The sequence below is a fragment of the Cohaesibacter sp. CAU 1516 genome, assembly GCF_005771485.1.
In the GTDB taxonomy this organism is placed as follows: Bacteria; Pseudomonadota; Alphaproteobacteria; order Rhizobiales; family Cohaesibacteraceae; genus Cohaesibacter; species Cohaesibacter intestini.
The window spans coordinates 167,980-184,897 of record NZ_VANT01000002.1 but is presented as its reverse complement, the minus strand read 5'-3'; the positions used below and the strand labels follow the sequence as shown (position 1 = coordinate 184,897).

The window sequence follows — 16,918 nt, the reverse complement described above, 5'->3', positions numbered from 1 at the left end:
TTGCATCATTCGCGGGGGATTTCTTGGTTGCCCATCTTGAGCTTGATGAAGTGTGTGTGTATGGTCCGCCCACCATTTTGAGCACAAAGCCTGCCACTGGCTGCTCAAACGGGTTGCGGAGAGGTGCCGGAGTGGTCGAACGGGGCGGTCTCGAAAACCGTTGAGCGCGCAAGTGTTCCGAGGGTTCGAATCCCTCTCTCTCCGCCATTCAGTTTCATTTCCTTCGGATATTATGTGATCGCTGGTGTTGTCAGGATGCTGCCGTTCGGTCTCGGCTGATCGGGACAAGACCGCCATGGCAAAGGGCTTGGGACCGGCTCGACCTGCAGGGAAGTGGCTGGCCTTTTCGGCTGGGACTCATTGTCGTTTTGTCGTTGAAATGTCCCAATGTGTTTTCCGAGAAGCCCTTCAGGCAACTGCGTCGCAGCGTCTGTGCAAGACAATCAGGATGCTCATAATCCAGAAATGTAGCGAATGATGGTTTTGTTTGCAGAAGAATGGTCGCGAGCTTCAGTGATTTGATTTGATGCTCTTATTTTGCTCGATCTGGTGCTTTTTGTTGCGATTACAGTCTTTGCGCCGCAACCATGACCTATATTTTGGGGATGGTATATTTACGTATATTCCTTTACGTTCGTTAACCAATTATTGGCCGCCTTATTGTCGCATTTTTTATAGATTTTTTGGAAGGATCACCCATGTCAGTTCAGCTCTGGGGCGGACCAATAAATGTTAGCTCCATCACCGATGCATATCAAAATAGTGCGGATATCGCCGTGCTTGCCGATGGTCGCTTTGTCGTCGTCTGGGTAGACAGCTCCACCAGTGACACTCGTATTCTTCAGCGTGTTTTCAATGCGGACGGTTCGCCAGCAACGGCAGAATTTGTCGCCATCGAAAATCCACCTGTCGATCTCGTCAATCCTGTGGTCACGGTGCTGCCTGCAGGCGGATGGGCTGTTACGGCCGCCGACGTGGAAGGTGGGCAAGGGAGTGTCCTATTCTTTGATGGCGATGGCTCCGTTGCAGAATCAATTTTGGTCTATTTCGCTGGCACGGCAGTGAACACCCATTTGGATGGATTTTTGGTTGGCGCAAATTACTGGATCATGGAATCCGACGCTGCCGCTGACAACCAGATCGACGTTTTCATCAATAGCCTGGATGGCAATGCCCACGCCTTCAATACCATTTTCACCGCCCAGACAGACACCTCTGGCACACAGGTCGATCCAGCAGGTGCCCAGATCAATAATGGGAATGTGGTGCTTGCATGGCGGGAGAGTGATACCATCGAATTTACTATTGTCGATGATACTGGCGTGGCTGTGAGTGGCAGTGATACAGTGGTGACTGTACCGGGTCGTGATGCCGCTTTGAGCAGCTACGGCAAACCTGACATACTGGCGCTTGAAAATGGTGGATTTCTGATCACTTGGGCGTCGGACTCTTCGGACTTTCCGGGTGCGGGTTTTGACGTATGGGGCCGCATCTATGGCCCGGACGGTAGCGCCTTCAGCGCCGAGCCTTTTCTCGTCAATAGCAATGTGTCCGAGAACCAGTTCTCTGCCAAAGCCGTGCCTCTCAAATCCGGTGGGTTCGCCGTATTTTTTAACACCAACACCCTTTTGGGCACAGGGATCAAAGGCCAGCTTTTCGACAGTCTCGGTAGCAAGCTTGGTCAAGAGTTTCAGGTCTCCAGCAACGGTCCACTCGACGATATTTCCATTGATGAGGTGAGTGCCGCTATGCTGCAGGATGGCCGTATCGCTGTGACCTACACAGTCATCGATTCGGACGCCGGTGGCTCAAATCTGCGCATGCAGATCGTCGACCCGCGAGATGGCAATATTTCCGGCGGTGCTGATGGCGACAGCCTTTATGGCAATCGTGGCAACGACGACATGTTCGGCGGGGATGGTGCTGATGTGCTCAATGGCATGGAAGGGCAGGATCTGCTTTTTGGTGGTCACGGAGACGACATTTTGATCGGGGGCGACGGCAATGATCGTCTGGTTGGTGATGCCGGTGCTGATCATATGGTCGGCGGCGTGGGAAATGACGTCTATTATGTCGATGATGCAGGGGACACCATTGCCGAAGATGCCGACAGTGGCAATGATCTCGTTTTCAGCTTTGTTTCCTTTGCCTTGCGGGATCATTCCGCCAATCTGGAGCATCTCAAGCTCTATGGCAGCGAAAATATCAATGGGACGGGCAACGCACTGGCCAACACTATCACCGGCAACTCCGGCAACAATGTTCTCAACGGCGGCGGTGGCAATGACACACTCATCGGTGGCCTTGGCAACGACATCTTCCTCGACAATATTGGCGCGGAGCGGATGGTTGGGGGCGGTGGCAATGACGTCTATTATGTAGATGATGCAGGAGATAGGATCGAGGAAGTTGGCAACAACGGTACCGACCACGTATTCAGCTATATCTCCTTTGCCTTGCGGGATCATTCTGCCCATCTGGAAAATCTCAACTTGCTGGGCACCGGCAATAGCAGTGGTGTTGGCAACGGTCTGGCCAACTCCATTGTTGGCAATTCGGGCAACAATAGCCTGAATGGCGGTGGGGGAAGCGACACGCTCAGTGGTGGCTTGGGGAACGATTTCTTCGCCGACAATGCCGGCAATGATCGCTTCACTGGCGGTGGTGGAGCGGATACTTTTTTCTTCTTCGGTGTGAATGAGAATGACATCATCACCGACTTCGAAGACGGTATCGACACAATCCGGATTGCCATTGGCGTCGGCTCCTTTGACAATGTCATCGTCACCGATCAGGGGGCTGATACCCTCCTCTCTTTCGCAACCAACACCGTTCTGCTGCAGAACTTCACCGACCACACCCTCATCGAAGCGTCGGATTTCGAGTTTGTATGAGGATCCCTTGCTTTATCAGGATAAGTCATAAGGCAAGAAGGTCAGCGATTTGACTGGCGGTGTCTTACCGCCATTTTTCGATCCAAGCTCGCTGTCTCCATCCCGTAGACGATGCGGACTGGGGGGCTGTGGAATCTGGACGCGGTCTTGACGCTTAAGCCTTGGTCTGCACGCTGTCGCGCACGATGAGTTCGCCGGAGAGTAGCAGTTTGATTGCAGGCTCAGCCTTGCCGTTGGTGATCAGGTCATCCAGGATGCGCAACGCCATCGCGCCGATTTTCTGCTTGGGCACGTCAACGGAGGTGAGGGGTGGTTCGAACATTGCGGCTGTCGGCAGGTTGTCGATGCCGATAACGGACACATCCTTCGGGACCGAAAGCCCCCGCTGCCGCAAGGCGCGGATGAAGCCAAATGCAATGATGTCGTTTGCGCACAAATAGGCGTCTGCCAACTCGTCAATTTCGTCCAGCTGCTTGGCGGCTTCCTTGAATGCCCCTTCAAGGGTTGATGCAACGGATAGAATCTGCGTCGGGTCAACCTCCAGATCCAGCCGGTTCATGCTGCGCAAGAATGCATCATGGCGCAGCTGAAAGTTGGCGACCGAGGAATGGCTGCTGACCATGCCGATCTTCTCGAGCTTTTGACTCTTGAAATATTCGAGCGCGCGATAGACCAGTTGGTCATTGTCCATGTTGACGAAATTGCCATTCATGAATGGCTTGTGGGTGTCAATGATCACGCAGGGCAGATTGTGGGAGAGAATCGATTCGATATCCTCGTCAGTCAATTCTGTTCCCAGAGCAATGAATCCGCTCAGTTCCGCACCGGCCAACCCTTCAAGCACGTCATTGATGCTGGAATTCTCATAGGAGACGACCTGCAGGAAATAGTCGCGGCGCGTCGCCTCGAAGGACATGCCGTCAATATAGTCGGAAATGAACACATTATGATCGCGGTTCACCGTCTGGCCGTGGCGGGCAATCTTGAGAAACCGAACCGTGTTCAGTGTTTCCTGCACGGCAACGTCGCCGCGTTGGCGGTCACGCTTGGGCACATACCTCAATGTCTCCATTGCCTGAAGAACCCGATTGCGCGTCTCGAAGGAGATCTCGCCTTTGCGATTGACGACAAGGGATGCGGTGGCCATGGAAACATCGGCCAGTTCGGCCACTTGTCTCAGGGTGGCTGGCTTTTTTGTTTTTGTTTGCATTGGTCCCTCGATCCCTCTCTGCAGAGTAGAACTCCTACATCGATACACGCCGTTTTATCAAGCGTGCTTTTGCTTGTGTTGTGAACTTTACTAAATTATTTGGTGAAATGCACTAAATTATTTCCACTAAACGACAAAAATTTATTGAAATAAGTTTGGGAATGTGAGAGGGTTTTACTAAATTCGGTGGTGGGCTTACTGAAGGAGGAAGGTATGCGGAAGCTGGATCGAAGTTTCTCCCTGCTGATTGTGCTGATTGCAGTGTTGCTGACTTTTGGCGGGATCATGTCTGGCGGGGGATATCTTTCCCTGTTCAACTTGCAGTCCATGACCAATCAGGTGCCTGAAATCGGCTTGCTGGCCATCGGTGTTATGCTTGCCATGTGCGCAGGCGAGGGTGGTATCGACTTGTCCGGTATCGCCATGGCCAATCTGGCTGGTGTCGCCTCTGGGCTGTTTGCCCTGAGCCTGTTCCCCGTTAACGAAATGCCGGTGGCTTTCACGATCACGTTCGTGGTCGGGTGCCTGGTTGTCGGAACGGCAGGCGGCATTCTTAATGGGTTCATCATCTCAAAGATGGGCATCACGCCGATTCTCTGCACGCTCGGCACGCAGATGTTCTTTACCGGCATTACCGTTGTCCTGTCCGATGGACGCGCGGTGCGGATCGGGGCGCCGGGGCCACTCTATGAAATGGGCAACGGATTCTTGCTCGGTGTTCCTTGGAGCTTCGTACTGTTCATTCTTGTCGCCGTCGTGCTTGGTGTTGTGCTGCGGTTTACCCGCTATGGCGTCAAGTTGATGATGACAGGGTCCAATCAGAAGGCGGCTGCTTTCAGTGGCTTCGCCCATGGCCGGATCATCATCACCACATATGGCATTTCCGGCCTGTTGGCCGGTTTGTCCGGCGCCATTATCGCGGCCCGCAATGTCAATGTGAAATGGGACTATGGCACGACCTATCTGCTGGTCGCCATCCTGATTGCCGTCATGGCCGGGGTGAAGCCTGAAGGCGGGTATGGCCGTGTGGTCAATGTCGTCTTGAGTGCGATCGTCCTGCAGCTGATGACCAGCCTTCTGAACTTTATCGGTCTTTCCAATTTCGTCCGCGATTTGGCGTGGGGAGCAATGCTTATCTTCTTCCTGTTCGTCAACCGTTTGGCTCTCGTCGAGCATTTCGCGGTGCTGTTCGCTTCGGTGCAATCCCCTCGTGCCTCGAAGTCTCAAAGTTGAGGGACACTTCACATACCTGGATATTTCTCGGGAGGAAATCATGAAACAGGGTCTTAAGAAATCATGCGTTCTCGCCGCAGCACTGCTGTCTGCCGTTGCAATGACCTCAGTACAGGCAAATGCGGCGGATGCCAAGTCAATCACAACAGTCGTAAAAATCAGCGGTATTCCCTGGTTTGACCGCATGGAAACGGGCGTCAAGAAATTCGCTGAAGCCAATCCAGACATGAAAATCGAGCAGTTCGGTCCGTCCACTGCCGACTCCGCCCAACAGCTTCAGATCATCAACGATCTGATCGCCAAAGGCACGGATGCCCTGGCCGTTGTGCCGATGGATCCTTCCATCATCGAAGGGATCCTGAAACGCGCCATGGATCGCGGTGTCGTTGTTGTCACCCACGAAGCAGATAACCAGAAAAACACCATGGTCGATGTCGAGGCTTTCGACAATTCCGATTATGGTGCAGCCATGAACGAACGGCTGGCCGAATGTATGGGCGGCAAAGGCAAATGGACCACCTTTGTTGGCGGCCTTGGTTCTCGCACGCACATCCAGTGGGTGACCGCGGGTGAGGAAAATGCCAAAAAGTATCCTGACATGGAACTTGTCGATGCCAACAATGAGAGCTTTGACGATGCCAACCTCGTCTACAACAAGGTCAAGGAACTGCTGCGCAAGCATCCGGATCTGAAGGGCATTCAGTCTTCCGCTGGCAATGACGTGCTGGGCGCTGGCCGTGCCATCGAAGAAGCCGGTCTGGCTGGCAAGGTCTGTCTGGTTGGTACCGGTCTGCCAAATCCAGCTGCTGCCTATCTTGATTCCGGTGCGATTACCGCGATCGGTTTCTGGGATCCACAAAAAGCCGGCATGGCAATGAATGCTGTTGCCAAGATCCTGCTGGAAGGTGGCAAGATCACCGATGGCATGGATCTCGGTGTGGAAGGCTATGAAAAAGTCACCGTCAAGCCGGGTGCTGGCGATGGTCTTCTCGTCTTCGGCAACGGCATGGTCCTGGCCGACAAGGACACCTACAAAGACTATCTCTTCTGATTGAATTGAAACTTTGCTTTCCGGTCCCGCACGCTGTGTGGGGCCGGACCATGACGCGCGGTTTGACGCGATGCCGCAAGCCCGCCCGTGCGCGCCCAGTTGAGTCTACGTCTTTCCCAATTCTCGAGACGGAAGTGCCATCCATGTCCCAAATTCCCGAAAACGCTCCCCCATTTTTGGAACTTCAAGGCATCCACAAACGCTTCGGAGGTGTGCATGCCCTGCGCGGTGTCAGTATGACAATTCGCGAAGGCGAAGCCTATCACCTGCTTGGTGAGAATGGATGTGGCAAAAGCACAGTGATCAAAGTGATCTCGGGTGCGTATCTTCCCACCGAAGGAGAAATCATCCTTGATGGGCGAAGTCTTACGCGTCTGACCCCTATCCAGTCGCTCGAAGCGGGCATTGAAACGGTCTATCAGGACCTGTCCCTGCTGCCAAATCTGACGGTTGAAGAAAATATCGCATTGGGGCAGCAGCTCGTGCAAGGGCGCGGCCGGTTGTTGAGGGGCCTTGACAAAAAGACTCTCACCAAGACGGCAGAAGAAGCCATTCGCAATGTTGGTCTTGAGCCAACACGGCAATTGTTGAAGTCCCCCACCGCCACCTTGCCACTGGCCATTCGGCAGCGGATTGCCATTGCCCGTGCCATCGCATCCAAGGCCCGGTTGGTCATCATGGACGAACCCACAACGTCCCTGACTCGCAAGGAAGTGGATGTGCTAATCGAACTGGTGTCCAAGTTGCGGGCTCAGAATGTTGCGGTTCTGTTTGTCACCCACAAGCTGGAAGAAAGCTACCGTATTGGCGGACAGGTGATTGTGTTCCGCGATGGTTTGTGCGTCGAACAGGGCAAGATCGCCGATTATTCGCGCGCCGATCTGGCCAGATTGATGACGGGACGTGAAATCGAGATCTCGCGCTATCGTGAAGGCAAGCCATTTGAGGAAGAGATTTTCCGGGTGAAGCGCGCAAGCGCCGGCGACGCCTTTCACGATATCAGCTTTTCTCTCAATCGAGGCGAAATTCTGGGCATTACAGGCCTGTCCGACTCCGGCAGAAACGAGCTTGCCCTGGCGATGACAGGGCATATGCATCTCGATAAGGGTGCGTTTGAGATTGAAGGCGAGAAAGTCGAGATTTCTTCCCCCAAGCGGGCAATTGATCTGGGCATCGGTTATGTCCCGGAAGACCGCTTGTCGGAAGGGCTGTTCATTGAAAAGTCGATCTTTGAAAATGAAGTGACCTTGCTGTTCGACAAGTTGATCAACAAGCTTGGTTTGATCAACCAACGCAAGGGACGCGTGGAAGCCAGCCGCATCTCAAAACTGATGACGGTCAACACGTCCGATATCGACCTGCCAGTCGGCGCTCTGTCCGGCGGAAACCAGCAAAAGGTCCTTATCGGACGCTGGCTCAGTATCGAGCCGCGCATTCTGGTGCTGCATGGCCCAACGGTCGGCGTGGATGTCGGCTCAAAGGATGCAATCTATCGTGCGATCCAAGCAATGGCGGAACGTGGCATCAGCTTGATCATCGTGTCCGATGATCTGCCCGAGCTTTTCCAGAATTGCGATCGCATCCTGGTCATGAACCGGGGCGAGATGGTCGATGAACTCGACGCAGCAACAAGCGATGAGGAACGTGTCTATCGTTCCATGCTTGCCAGCACACGGGAGGCCGCCGAATGACAATCGTTCAGAATATAGAAAACACAGCTGTTTCTTCAGGGAAACAGGGCAGGCTGCTGCAGGTTGGTAAAGTCTTCAAGCAGCGTCCCGAACTGATCAGCCTTGCGATTCTCATCGTGATCTGTTGTCTGGTGTCGGTGCTCAACCCTGCTTTCCTGCAACCTTCGTCGCTGATTGACATGGGGCGCTCGAGTGTTGTTACAGGGCTGTTCGCGCTTGGGGTCTTCTCCATTCTCGCTGTGGGCGGGATCGACGTGTCCTTCACGGCGATTGCCGCGCTGACCATGTATTCCGCGACCCTGTTTGTGATCAATATCTGGCCTGATGCGCCAATGTCCTTCGTCATCACTGCAGCGGTTCTGGGTGGCGCCTTGCTTGGTGCGGTGAATGGCTGGATGGTTCACAAGCTCAGTGTGCCATCCCTGATTGTTACGATCGGCACGCAATATCTGTTCCGCGGCATCCTGTTGGCCTTCATCGGGACGGTCTGGTTGATGGAACTGCCGCCGCAGATGATCGCCTTTGGCAGGGCTCCTTTGTTCGAATTCCAGAGTGCTGCAGACACCACGGTCACTTTGCCGATGTATTTCCTGATCTTTCCGGGTGCTGCGATCCTGACCTGGTTCCTGTTCAACCGAACCCTGATGGGGCGCGCCATTTTTGCCACCGGCGGCAATGCCAGCATTGCCGAGCGACTTGGCTATGACCAGCGTGTGGTTCATGTGTTTGTCTTTGCCTTCACAGGGGCGCTTGCGGCCATGGCCGGTATCATCCACGTCTGCTCGAACCGGATGGCCAACCCGTTCGATCTGGTCGGCTCGGAGATTGAAGTGATTGCTGCTGTGGTTTTGGGCGGTGCCCGGATCACAGGCGGCACCGGTACCGTTTTTGGGACCGTGACCGGCGTTCTTCTGATCACAGTTGTGAACAATTCCCTGGTGCTGGTCGGTATCCCGTCGACCTGGCAACGCGTGGTGGTTGGTGCGTTCATCCTTCTGGCCGCAGCCTTCTTCGTTCGGCGCCAGAAATAACAAAGTCCAGTTTTTGAACATCCCGAAAAGAAAGGGAACGAGATGAAGAAGTTTCTCAATAAACCTGAAAGTTTTGTCGACGAAATGCTCGAAGGCATCTATCGCGCCCATCCGGACGTGACCTATGCTGCCGATGATCTTCGGTGCTATGTGACCGCAAAGCCGGTTGAAGGCAAAGTGGGCATCGTGACCGGTGGCGGGTCAGGGCATTTGCCAACCTTCCTTGGTTTTGTCGGCAAGAACATGCTTGATGGCTGCGGCGTTGGCGGTGTCTTCCAGTCGCCAAGTGCAGACCAGCTGGCAGAGGTCACCCGTTATGTTGATCAGGGTGCGGGCGTTCTGTTCCTGTATGGCAATTATACCGGTGACATCATGAATTTCGACATGGCCGGCGAGCTGGTCGAACTGGATGACATCGAAACCGCAACGGTGGTGGGCAATGATGATGTGGCCTCGTCAGTGGTTGGTGAGGAACATAAGCGTCGCGGTGTTGCAGGGATCTTCTTCCTGTACAAGGCTGCCGGAGCTGCCGCCGCCCAGATGAAGCCGCTGGCTGAAGTGGCGCGGATTGCCGAGAAGGCAAAGACCAGAACCCGCACCATGGGCGTAGCCCTTTCGCCCTGCATCGTGCCTGAAGTTGGAAAACCGGGTTTTGAGATCGGTGAAAATGAGATGGAAATCGGCATGGGTATCCATGGCGAACCGGGTATTTCGCGCAAGGCTCTGGCTCCGGCTGATGCGGTCGTTGATGAAATGATGGAACGCATCTTTGCCGAGACCGATTATGCCAAGGGCGATGAAGTGGCGATCCTTGTCAATGGCCTTGGTGGTACCCCCAAGGAAGAGCTCTATATCATCTATCGCCGCCTTGGGCAGCTGATGGACGAGAAAGGCGTCAAGATCCGTCACGTCTGGCTTGGTGAATTCGCCACCTCCATGGAAATGGCCGGTTTCTCGATCTCCGTGCTGCATCTGGATGACGAATTGGAGCCATTGATCGCTGCGGAAGCCGATACCCCCTTCTTTCAGCATTTTGCACGCTAAGGAGCCGGTGATGAAATCCATCGAACCTGCATTGGTGATCGGTCTGTTTGACCGGTTTGCCAGCCGCTTTGAAGCCGAACGGGATGCGTTGATCGCTCTGGATGGCAAGGTTGGTGACAGTGATCTGGGGCTGACGATGTCCAAGGCCTTTGTCGCCGCTCGCGACAGGGTGCATGAACTGGAGCAGCCCAGCCTGGGTGATTTGATGAAGCATGCTGGCGCTGCCATCTCGAAGGCAGCACCGTCTACCATGGGTACGCTGATGGCGACCGGCTTCATGCGCGGTGGCAAGGCTCTGTCGGAGGCGTCGGTTCTCGATATCTCCGGTCTGGCTGCCTTCTGGCGGGCCTATGCTGATGGTGTGGCGCAGCGCGGCAAGGCGCAATTGGGTGACAAGACCGTTCTGGACGTTCTGGATCCCATAGCGCAGGCCTATGAGGCGCAAAACACAGATGGTGCGGATCTGGCAATTGCCGGACAGGTTGCCGCCCGTGCCGCCGCCGAGGCTCTTGAAGCAACCAAGCAGATGGTTGCGCAACATGGCAAGGCCGCCGCCTTTCAGGAGAAAACGGTGGGCTTGCAGGATGCGGGCGGTACAGTCGCCTGCATGCTGGCAGAAGAGCTGGGACTATTCCTCAATGAGCAGGCCTTGAGTTAGTCTATCGCTCCGACGCACCATGAAAGCCGCCCTCTCAGGTCAGGATCCGAGGAGGGCGGTTTGCATTTGGAGCGCAAGATCCACTTTCTAGGCGGGCTGTGCCAGATCGATTGCCAGCAAGCTGGTCGTTGCGGTGATATAAAGCTTGTCCCGTCGTGGGCCGCCAAAGCAAAGATTGGACACGGTTTGAGGTGTTGCAATGCGGCCCATCACATCGCCGAGCGCGGACAGGACATAGACGCCATCGCGCGCGCTGGCCCATAGGCGGCCAGATAGATCCACACGGAAGCCATCGAATACACCGTTGGGGCAGTGTGCGAAAATCTTACCCCCCGAAAGCTGTCCGTCGCTGTCAAGATCGAAGACGCGAATGTGACGTTGGTTTCCCGGACTGCGGCTGCCACCGGAATCCGCGACATAAAGACGGGTTCCATCCGGTGAGAAGGCGAGGCCATTGGGGTAGGCGCAGTCTCGGATTACGGCTGAAAGCCTGGTGGTTTTCGGATCATAGCGATAGACGAAGCTGCCCTCCTGTTCCTGCTCGCCGGGATTGCCCTGATCTGGAAATTCAATGCCATAGGTGGGATCGGTGAACCAGATCGAGCCATCCCTATGCTCGACGACATCATTCGGGCTGTTGAGGCGTCGGCCTTCAAAGCGATCCGCCAATATCTGTCGTTTGCCGTCCGGGGAAAGACGGGTCAGCGACCGTGTGCCATGCTCGCACAGCAACACTCCACCAGCTGCATCGGGCACCGTGCCATTGACAAAGTGCCTCTGTCCGCCGCGCCAGACATGCACGGCACCGGACAGTTCGGAATAGAGCATCTGGCGGTCATTGGGGATGTCGCTGAAGATGAGCGATTGGGTCAAGGGAAGATAGGACGGGCCTTCGGTCCATTTCCCCTGCTGCCAAAGTGCTTGCAAAGACGCGCCTTCAGGAAACAGGCGCAGGAAAGCTGGCTCGAATGCGGTTAGCACCGAGCCAGCGTCACCGATTGCGGCTTTTCTGCTGTCAGTCATCGGATTTCATATAGGCATCAAAGACCTCTGCATAGTCGGGGTGCCAGCGGGACAGGGCCGGGCGGTTCTCGATGATGTCGCCAATCCCCCAACGCATCCGCTTCTCATCGGTTGCCCGGTCGACATCGTTGTCCGGACACAGGATGTAGAAGTCACCCTGATCCAGCCCTTGCATCATGAAGTCGGCCACCTGTTCGGCGCTCCATGCACCGGCCGGTTTTTCGGTAACGCCATTGGCCCGGGTAAAGCCAGTGAAGGTGAAGCCGGGGATGAGCAGATGGGCCGTGACACGCCCGTCGGTTGATTTCACAAGGTCATGGGAGACGGATTCCGACAAGGCCCGCAGGGCAGCTTTCGAGACATTGTAGGCGGTGTCTCCGGGTGGCAGGGTGATCCCCTGCTTGGAGCCGGTGAAAATGATGGCGGCAGGATCTTGCCCGGCGATCAGATCGGGGAGGAATAATTGAGAGATATGAATGGCCCCCCAAAGATTGGTCTCCAGTGTGCGGCGCCAGACATCCTCTCCAGCAAGAAGGCTGCCGCCTCCTTCGCGTCCCGCATTCGACATGACGATGGATACTGGACCCAATTGCCCGGCTTTTTCCTTGGCGCGGGCAATCTGGTCCCGATCCGTGACATCCACCGCAAGCGCTGTCGCATCGATGCCGGCAGCCTTGAGAGTCTGGGCGGCTTTCTCGAGTGCATCTCCCGGCAAGTCGGTGACCAGCACCTTCATCCCGGCGGCACCGAAACGGTGGGCTGCTGCCAGCCCGATACCGCTGGCGCCTCCTGTCACGATTGCCACTTTGCCTTTTTCGATTGCTCCATGCGACATGCTCTTGTTCCTTCTTCACGCGTATCACAGACGGCAAGCCGTTCTGGATTTGGCGTGCCAAGCTGATTGGTTTGCCGCAAGGCCGGGCCTTCCGCCTGCGACTGTCTGATCGATTGCGATCCTATCTGAATGCAATCTATGTACGACCCATCCTGCGCCCTTCATTCTTGTGCTGCAACCTGATATCTGTTGAGTGTCACTCAACGAAAGGCAGAGCATCGTGCGCACATTTGACCGGGCCTTACTGGCCGATCTCAATGTCTTTGTTACCATCGTGCGGCGGCAGAGCATGCGACAGGCGGCAATCGAGCTGGGCGTGACGACGTCTGCCCTCAGTCATCGCTTGCGCAAGCTTGAAACCGAGCTTGATGTCAAGCTTCTCAACCGGACCAGCCGCTCGCTCAGGCCCACCGAGGCTGGTGCTCTGCTCGCATCCCAGCTCGAGGTTGGTCTGCAAGCCATCGATGATGCGCTTGGCACCCTGTTGCACCAACGTGACCATCCTGCAGGTCGATTGCGTCTCAATGCCCTGCGCGATGCCGCGTCGCTGATCTTGCGACCGATTGTGCCCCTCTATTTCGAGCGCTTTCCCGACATGCATATCGACCTTGCGGTTGATGACCATCTGGTCGATATCGTCGAAGAAGGGTTCGATGCCGGCATCCGCTATGGCGACCGGGTGCCGCAGGACATGATCGGTGTGGCCTTGAGTCCACCGCTCAACTGGGTGGTTATCGGCTCTCCCGCACTGATTGCTCGCGCAGGTCGACCGCAGCAGCCACAGGATTTGCTCGATCTTCCCTGCATCGAAATGCGCGTCGGCGACAATAGTCGCTATCAGTGGGAGCTGGGCAATGGACCGACGCTGGTGCGCGTTGATGTGCGCGGGCCGCTCTGCGCCAATGCAACGGATCAGGCCATCGAAGCGGCGCTGCAGGGGCTTGGCTTTGCCTATTGTCTGGAACACCGGGTTCGACAGGACGTTGCCGTCGGAAGCCTTGAAATCGTCATGCCGGAATGGAGCTCTGAAGGCCCCCCTTTTACCATCTACTATCCGAGCCGACGACAGGTGCCACCCGGCTTGCATGAATTGATCGGCTTGATCCGGGAGGATCAGGGGCTGGCACGGCTTGCAACGCGGGCCAACAAATAGCTGCTTTTTCGTTTTCATCTCCCTGTTTGCAAATAATACCGGGTGCTTTCTGGTCCCTTTGTAACACAGCTTATATGGATGCATTGTTGAATTCTGTTCAACGATGCATTGACTGACCTTTGTCGCCTTTTCCATTGTCGTGACAGCGTCAGTGCATATGATTGCGCTGACGGACATCACGGGGCGATCCGCGCCCTTGTGAGGGATGTACCGGATCCGAAATTGAGGAGGCTTCCACCATGCCCTACCAAGCAGCCGCTGACCGCTATCAAACCAACATGCTCTATCGCCGCTGTGGCCGAAGCGGTATCGATCTGCCAGCCATTTCTCTTGGCCTTTGGCAGAATTTCGGAGGCGAGGATGTTTATGAAACCGGACGTGCCATCCTGCGCCATGCCTTTGACCGGGGGGTGACGCATTTTGATCTGGCCAACAATTATGGCCCTCCCTATGGCTCGGCAGAAGAGAATTTCGGGCGCATGATGGCCAGCGACTTCGCGCCCTATCGTGATGAGATGATCATTTCCACCAAGGCGGGCTGGGACATGTGGCCCGGACCTTATGGCGATATCGGCGGCAGCCGCAAATATCTGATTGCCAGTCTCGACCAGTCGCTCAAGCGGATGGGACTTGATTATGTCGATATCTTCTATTCGCACCGGGTTGATCCAACCACGCCGCTTGAGGAAACCATGGGCGCGCTGGCGCATTTGCACCGGCAGGGCAAGGCGCTTTATGTGGGCATTTCGAGCTATTCGCCAGAATTGACACGCAAGGCGGCCGCCATTCTGGCCGAGGAGCGTGTTCCGCTCTTCATTCATCAGCCGAACTATTCGATGTTCAATCGTTGGATCGAGGATGGTCTGCTGGACACGCTCGCGGATCTGGGTACCGGCTGTATCGCCTTCTCGCCGTTGGCGCAGGGGATGCTGACCTCGAAATATCTTGGCGGCATCCCAGAGGAAACCCGGGCAACCCGTGGCGGCTCGTTCGACCCCAATAGCTTGACCGAGGATGTGTTGAGCCGCATCCGTGCGCTCAATGCCATTGCCGAGAGGCGCGGGCAAACGCTGGCGCAGATGGCGATTGCCTGGACCTTGCGCGACCCACGGGTAACCTCGTCCTTGATCGGTGCCCGCAATGTGGAGCAATTGTCCAATTCGCTCGACGCTCTTGATGGTTTGGACTTCACAGCGGAAGAGCTGGCAGAGATCGATCAATATGCCCATGATGGCAATACTGATCTGTGGAAGGCATCGACCGCGCTTTAAAAGGTGGTCTGTCGCCTGTTTTGCCAATCGTTATGGGCCAAATCCGCTTTCTGTCGGGTTTGGCCCCTATTGGCTGGAATCACTTGTTCCAGTTGCGCTGGGCGTGGGCGGTTTGCCATAGGCTTTGGGAATAGCCCCAGAGTGGTTTGGTGCGTTTGGGCTTGTCGTTCGGGCCACCCATGTCGTGCAGCAGAAAATCGCTGAGCGGCATCACGTCCTGACCTTCAAATTCAAACGTCTCGGTGACATGACATAGTGGGCAGCCTTGAGCGTCAAAACGGCCGCGCTCCCTTTCGGTGGCAAAGGGGCTCGTCGGGCTGGGGGACCGGGCGGCAAAGGCCTGTTTTACGGTCTTGATTATCGCATCACTTTCCAGTGGCACTGCATGGGCGGCCGAGGCGATCAGGGCAAAGTCTTCAAAGCGGGCGGCGGCAAGATTGCTACCCCATTTGGCAATCAGGGGCTGGCCGTGGCCGCTGACAAACTGCAGGCGTCCGGCAACGCCGTCGCTGTCCATGTCAAACGCATCCTCAAAGCGCATTTGCCAGTCTGGTGGCAGGGCATCGAGGGCCTTGATCCCGACAATGTCGAGCTTTCCCGCTTCGTCGATATGGCAGGACAGACAGGCCCTGATGGTCTGATCTGTGCTAGCGGCATTTGCCAGAGCGTGCGTGGCGAGCAGACAGGCTGCGAGAATGAGACGCTGCATGCGCTAGTCCTTGAACAGGCCTGCGGCTTGGTTGAATTCGGTGGCCAATCTATTGGCCGAGATTTGCACAGCAATCAGGTCCTTGCTGTCTGCGGTGAGGACAGCCTTGCCGCGAATGTGGCTTTTCACTCCAGTCAGCAGCTGATCAATGGTCGCTTCGATCCGGTTATCAAGCGGCTTATCCATCATGCCGATATAGGGCGCGAGTGTGTTCCAGACGGCGAGTGTGCCGACAATCCGGCCTGCAATTTCGTCACCGTCCTTGCCCAGCTCTGTCAGGGTCAGGTTGCTATGCCATGCAGCGCTGCCCAGATAATCGGCCATGGCGGTGAAAATTTCAGCCATCAATTGCCGTTCGGGCTTGGCTTGCTGGCTGATGGCTGCCCGTTCCACGGCATTGGCTGTGGCATCAAAGGCTTGAGAGGCGTTGAGGAAGGCGGCAAGGAGCGCTGCACGCTTTGTCTCGCAGGCTTCACCCTTGTTCTCGCATGTCTGCGCTGCGGCCTTGGCAACCGCGAGAACAACCGACGGATCGATTGGCGCTACGCTGCGGTCGGTGGCGAACAGCCAGTTGGCAGCACTATAGCGGGTGATCATGGTCTTGAGTGCAAAGCGTGCCTGTGGGGCAAGACGGGAAAAAGGCGTGTCCTTCTTGCCTGCCCGCAATATGTGATCGCTGACCACGTGACCGGCGCGGATACCGGAGACCGCCAATGCCCATGTGGTCAGGGCCGCTTCCTTGGCGCTCAGCTGCGGGTCATAGCTGTTGGGATCCACCGGCGGCAGCGGTACGGCCTTTTCGTCATTTGCTGCTTTGGCTGTTTGCGCAAAGGATGCAGACACCCCAACATTCAGGGCTTGCACGGTGAGGAACAGGCTGACAGCGCTGAGAAGGAATGCTGACCGGATAGACATATGGATCTCCATGAACTGATATCGGAGCAGCGATATTGGATTTGCTTGACGCTTTCGTGACACTGGCACAGGAGCACCGTGCGCGGGGCGGTTCTGCTGGACCATGATCACGAAGGGATGGAGATGCAAAAAGGCCCGCCTCTCGGGTGAGGGCGGGCCTTGATTGGATCAAGGCTTGTGTCGCTCGCGATGAGGGGCGG

The 16,918-nt window shown here is 55.9% G+C and carries 14 protein-coding genes and 1 tRNA gene; 10 read left to right on the top strand and 5 right to left on the bottom strand.

The genetic code is table 11. The features are described 5' to 3' along the window. The first annotated feature begins 117 nt into the window (after positions 1-117). Positions 118-207 (top strand) — tRNA-Ser (locus tag FDK21_RS07745). Between the two features lie 491 nt (positions 208-698). Further along, a complete protein-coding gene (locus tag FDK21_RS07740; RefSeq protein ID WP_138148078.1) occupies positions 699-2,894 on the top strand; it encodes a calcium-binding protein in 2,196 nt (731 codons plus the stop codon). A 154-nt stretch (positions 2,895-3,048) separates the two neighbouring features. Here the strand turns inward: FDK21_RS07740 and FDK21_RS07735 are convergent, their stop codons facing one another. Continuing rightward, the gene (locus FDK21_RS07735) at positions 3,049-4,104 is read right to left on the bottom strand and encodes a LacI family DNA-binding transcriptional regulator (protein ID WP_114008382.1); all 1,056 of its coding nucleotides are present in this window, start codon (positions 4,102-4,104) and stop codon (positions 3,049-3,051) included. Between the two features lie 213 nt (positions 4,105-4,317). Here FDK21_RS07735 and FDK21_RS07730 point away from each other — a divergent pair, with 213 nt between their 5' ends. The 6 genes from FDK21_RS07730 (at position 4,318) to FDK21_RS07705 (ending at position 10,812) form a co-directional block, all read left to right on the top strand. Next, entirely contained in the window at positions 4,318-5,337 is a 1,020-nt protein-coding gene (locus FDK21_RS07730; protein ID WP_138148077.1) for an ABC transporter permease, read from the top strand. Positions 5,338-5,377: 40 nt separating this feature from the next. Further along, positions 5,378-6,388: a substrate-binding domain-containing protein gene (locus FDK21_RS07725; protein ID WP_114008384.1), complete on the top strand. Its 1,011-nt coding sequence runs from the start codon at positions 5,378-5,380 to the stop codon at positions 6,386-6,388. Positions 6,389-6,531: 143 nt separating this feature from the next. Continuing rightward, complete coding sequence (locus FDK21_RS07720) at positions 6,532-8,079, top strand: sugar ABC transporter ATP-binding protein (RefSeq protein WP_114008385.1); 1,548 nt, start codon at positions 6,532-6,534, stop codon at positions 8,077-8,079. Continuing rightward, entirely contained in the window at positions 8,076-9,110 is a 1,035-nt protein-coding gene (locus FDK21_RS07715; protein WP_114008386.1) for an ABC transporter permease, read from the top strand. Before FDK21_RS07720 ends, FDK21_RS07715 begins: the two co-directional genes overlap by 4 nt. A 42-nt stretch (positions 9,111-9,152) precedes the next feature. Then, positions 9,153-10,154 (top strand): dihydroxyacetone kinase subunit DhaK, encoded by a 1,002-nt coding sequence (locus FDK21_RS07710; protein ID WP_138148076.1) that lies wholly within the window; start codon positions 9,153-9,155, stop codon positions 10,152-10,154. Between the two features lie 10 nt (positions 10,155-10,164). Further along, positions 10,165-10,812 carry a dihydroxyacetone kinase subunit L gene (locus FDK21_RS07705; RefSeq protein WP_114008388.1) on the top strand — a complete coding sequence of 216 codons (648 nt, stop codon included), beginning with the start codon at positions 10,165-10,167 and terminating at the stop codon, positions 10,810-10,812. Positions 10,813-10,899: 87 nt separating this feature from the next. On the opposite strand, the gene FDK21_RS07700 is transcribed toward FDK21_RS07705, so the two are convergent. Together FDK21_RS07700 and FDK21_RS07695 are read right to left on the bottom strand one after the other, a co-directional pair. Next, positions 10,900-11,835 carry an SMP-30/gluconolactonase/LRE family protein gene (locus tag FDK21_RS07700; RefSeq protein ID WP_138148075.1) on the bottom strand — a complete coding sequence of 312 codons (936 nt, stop codon included), beginning with the start codon at positions 11,833-11,835 and terminating at the stop codon, positions 10,900-10,902. Further along, positions 11,828-12,670, bottom strand: a complete 843-nt coding sequence (locus FDK21_RS07695; protein WP_138148074.1) for an SDR family NAD(P)-dependent oxidoreductase — start codon at positions 12,668-12,670, stop codon at positions 11,828-11,830. The genes FDK21_RS07700 and FDK21_RS07695 overlap by 8 nt, the downstream gene beginning before the upstream one ends. Before the next feature lie 220 nt (positions 12,671-12,890). On the opposite strand from FDK21_RS07695, the gene FDK21_RS07690 reads away from it, so the two are divergent. Beyond that, complete coding sequence (locus FDK21_RS07690) at positions 12,891-13,823, top strand: LysR family transcriptional regulator (protein WP_138148073.1); 933 nt, start codon at positions 12,891-12,893, stop codon at positions 13,821-13,823. A 239-nt stretch (positions 13,824-14,062) separates the two neighbouring features. Beyond that, a complete protein-coding gene (mgrA, locus tag FDK21_RS07685) occupies positions 14,063-15,094 on the top strand; it encodes an L-glyceraldehyde 3-phosphate reductase (protein WP_138148072.1) in 1,032 nt (343 codons plus the stop codon). 79 nt (positions 15,095-15,173) lie between these two features. Here the strand turns inward: mgrA and FDK21_RS07680 are convergent, their stop codons facing one another. Continuing rightward, complete coding sequence (locus tag FDK21_RS07680) at positions 15,174-15,803, bottom strand: hypothetical protein (protein ID WP_138148071.1); 630 nt, start codon at positions 15,801-15,803, stop codon at positions 15,174-15,176. 3 nt (positions 15,804-15,806) lie between these two features. Beyond that, complete coding sequence (locus FDK21_RS07675) at positions 15,807-16,718, bottom strand: hypothetical protein (protein ID WP_138148070.1); 912 nt, start codon at positions 16,716-16,718, stop codon at positions 15,807-15,809. Positions 16,719-16,918 lie beyond the last annotated feature (200 nt).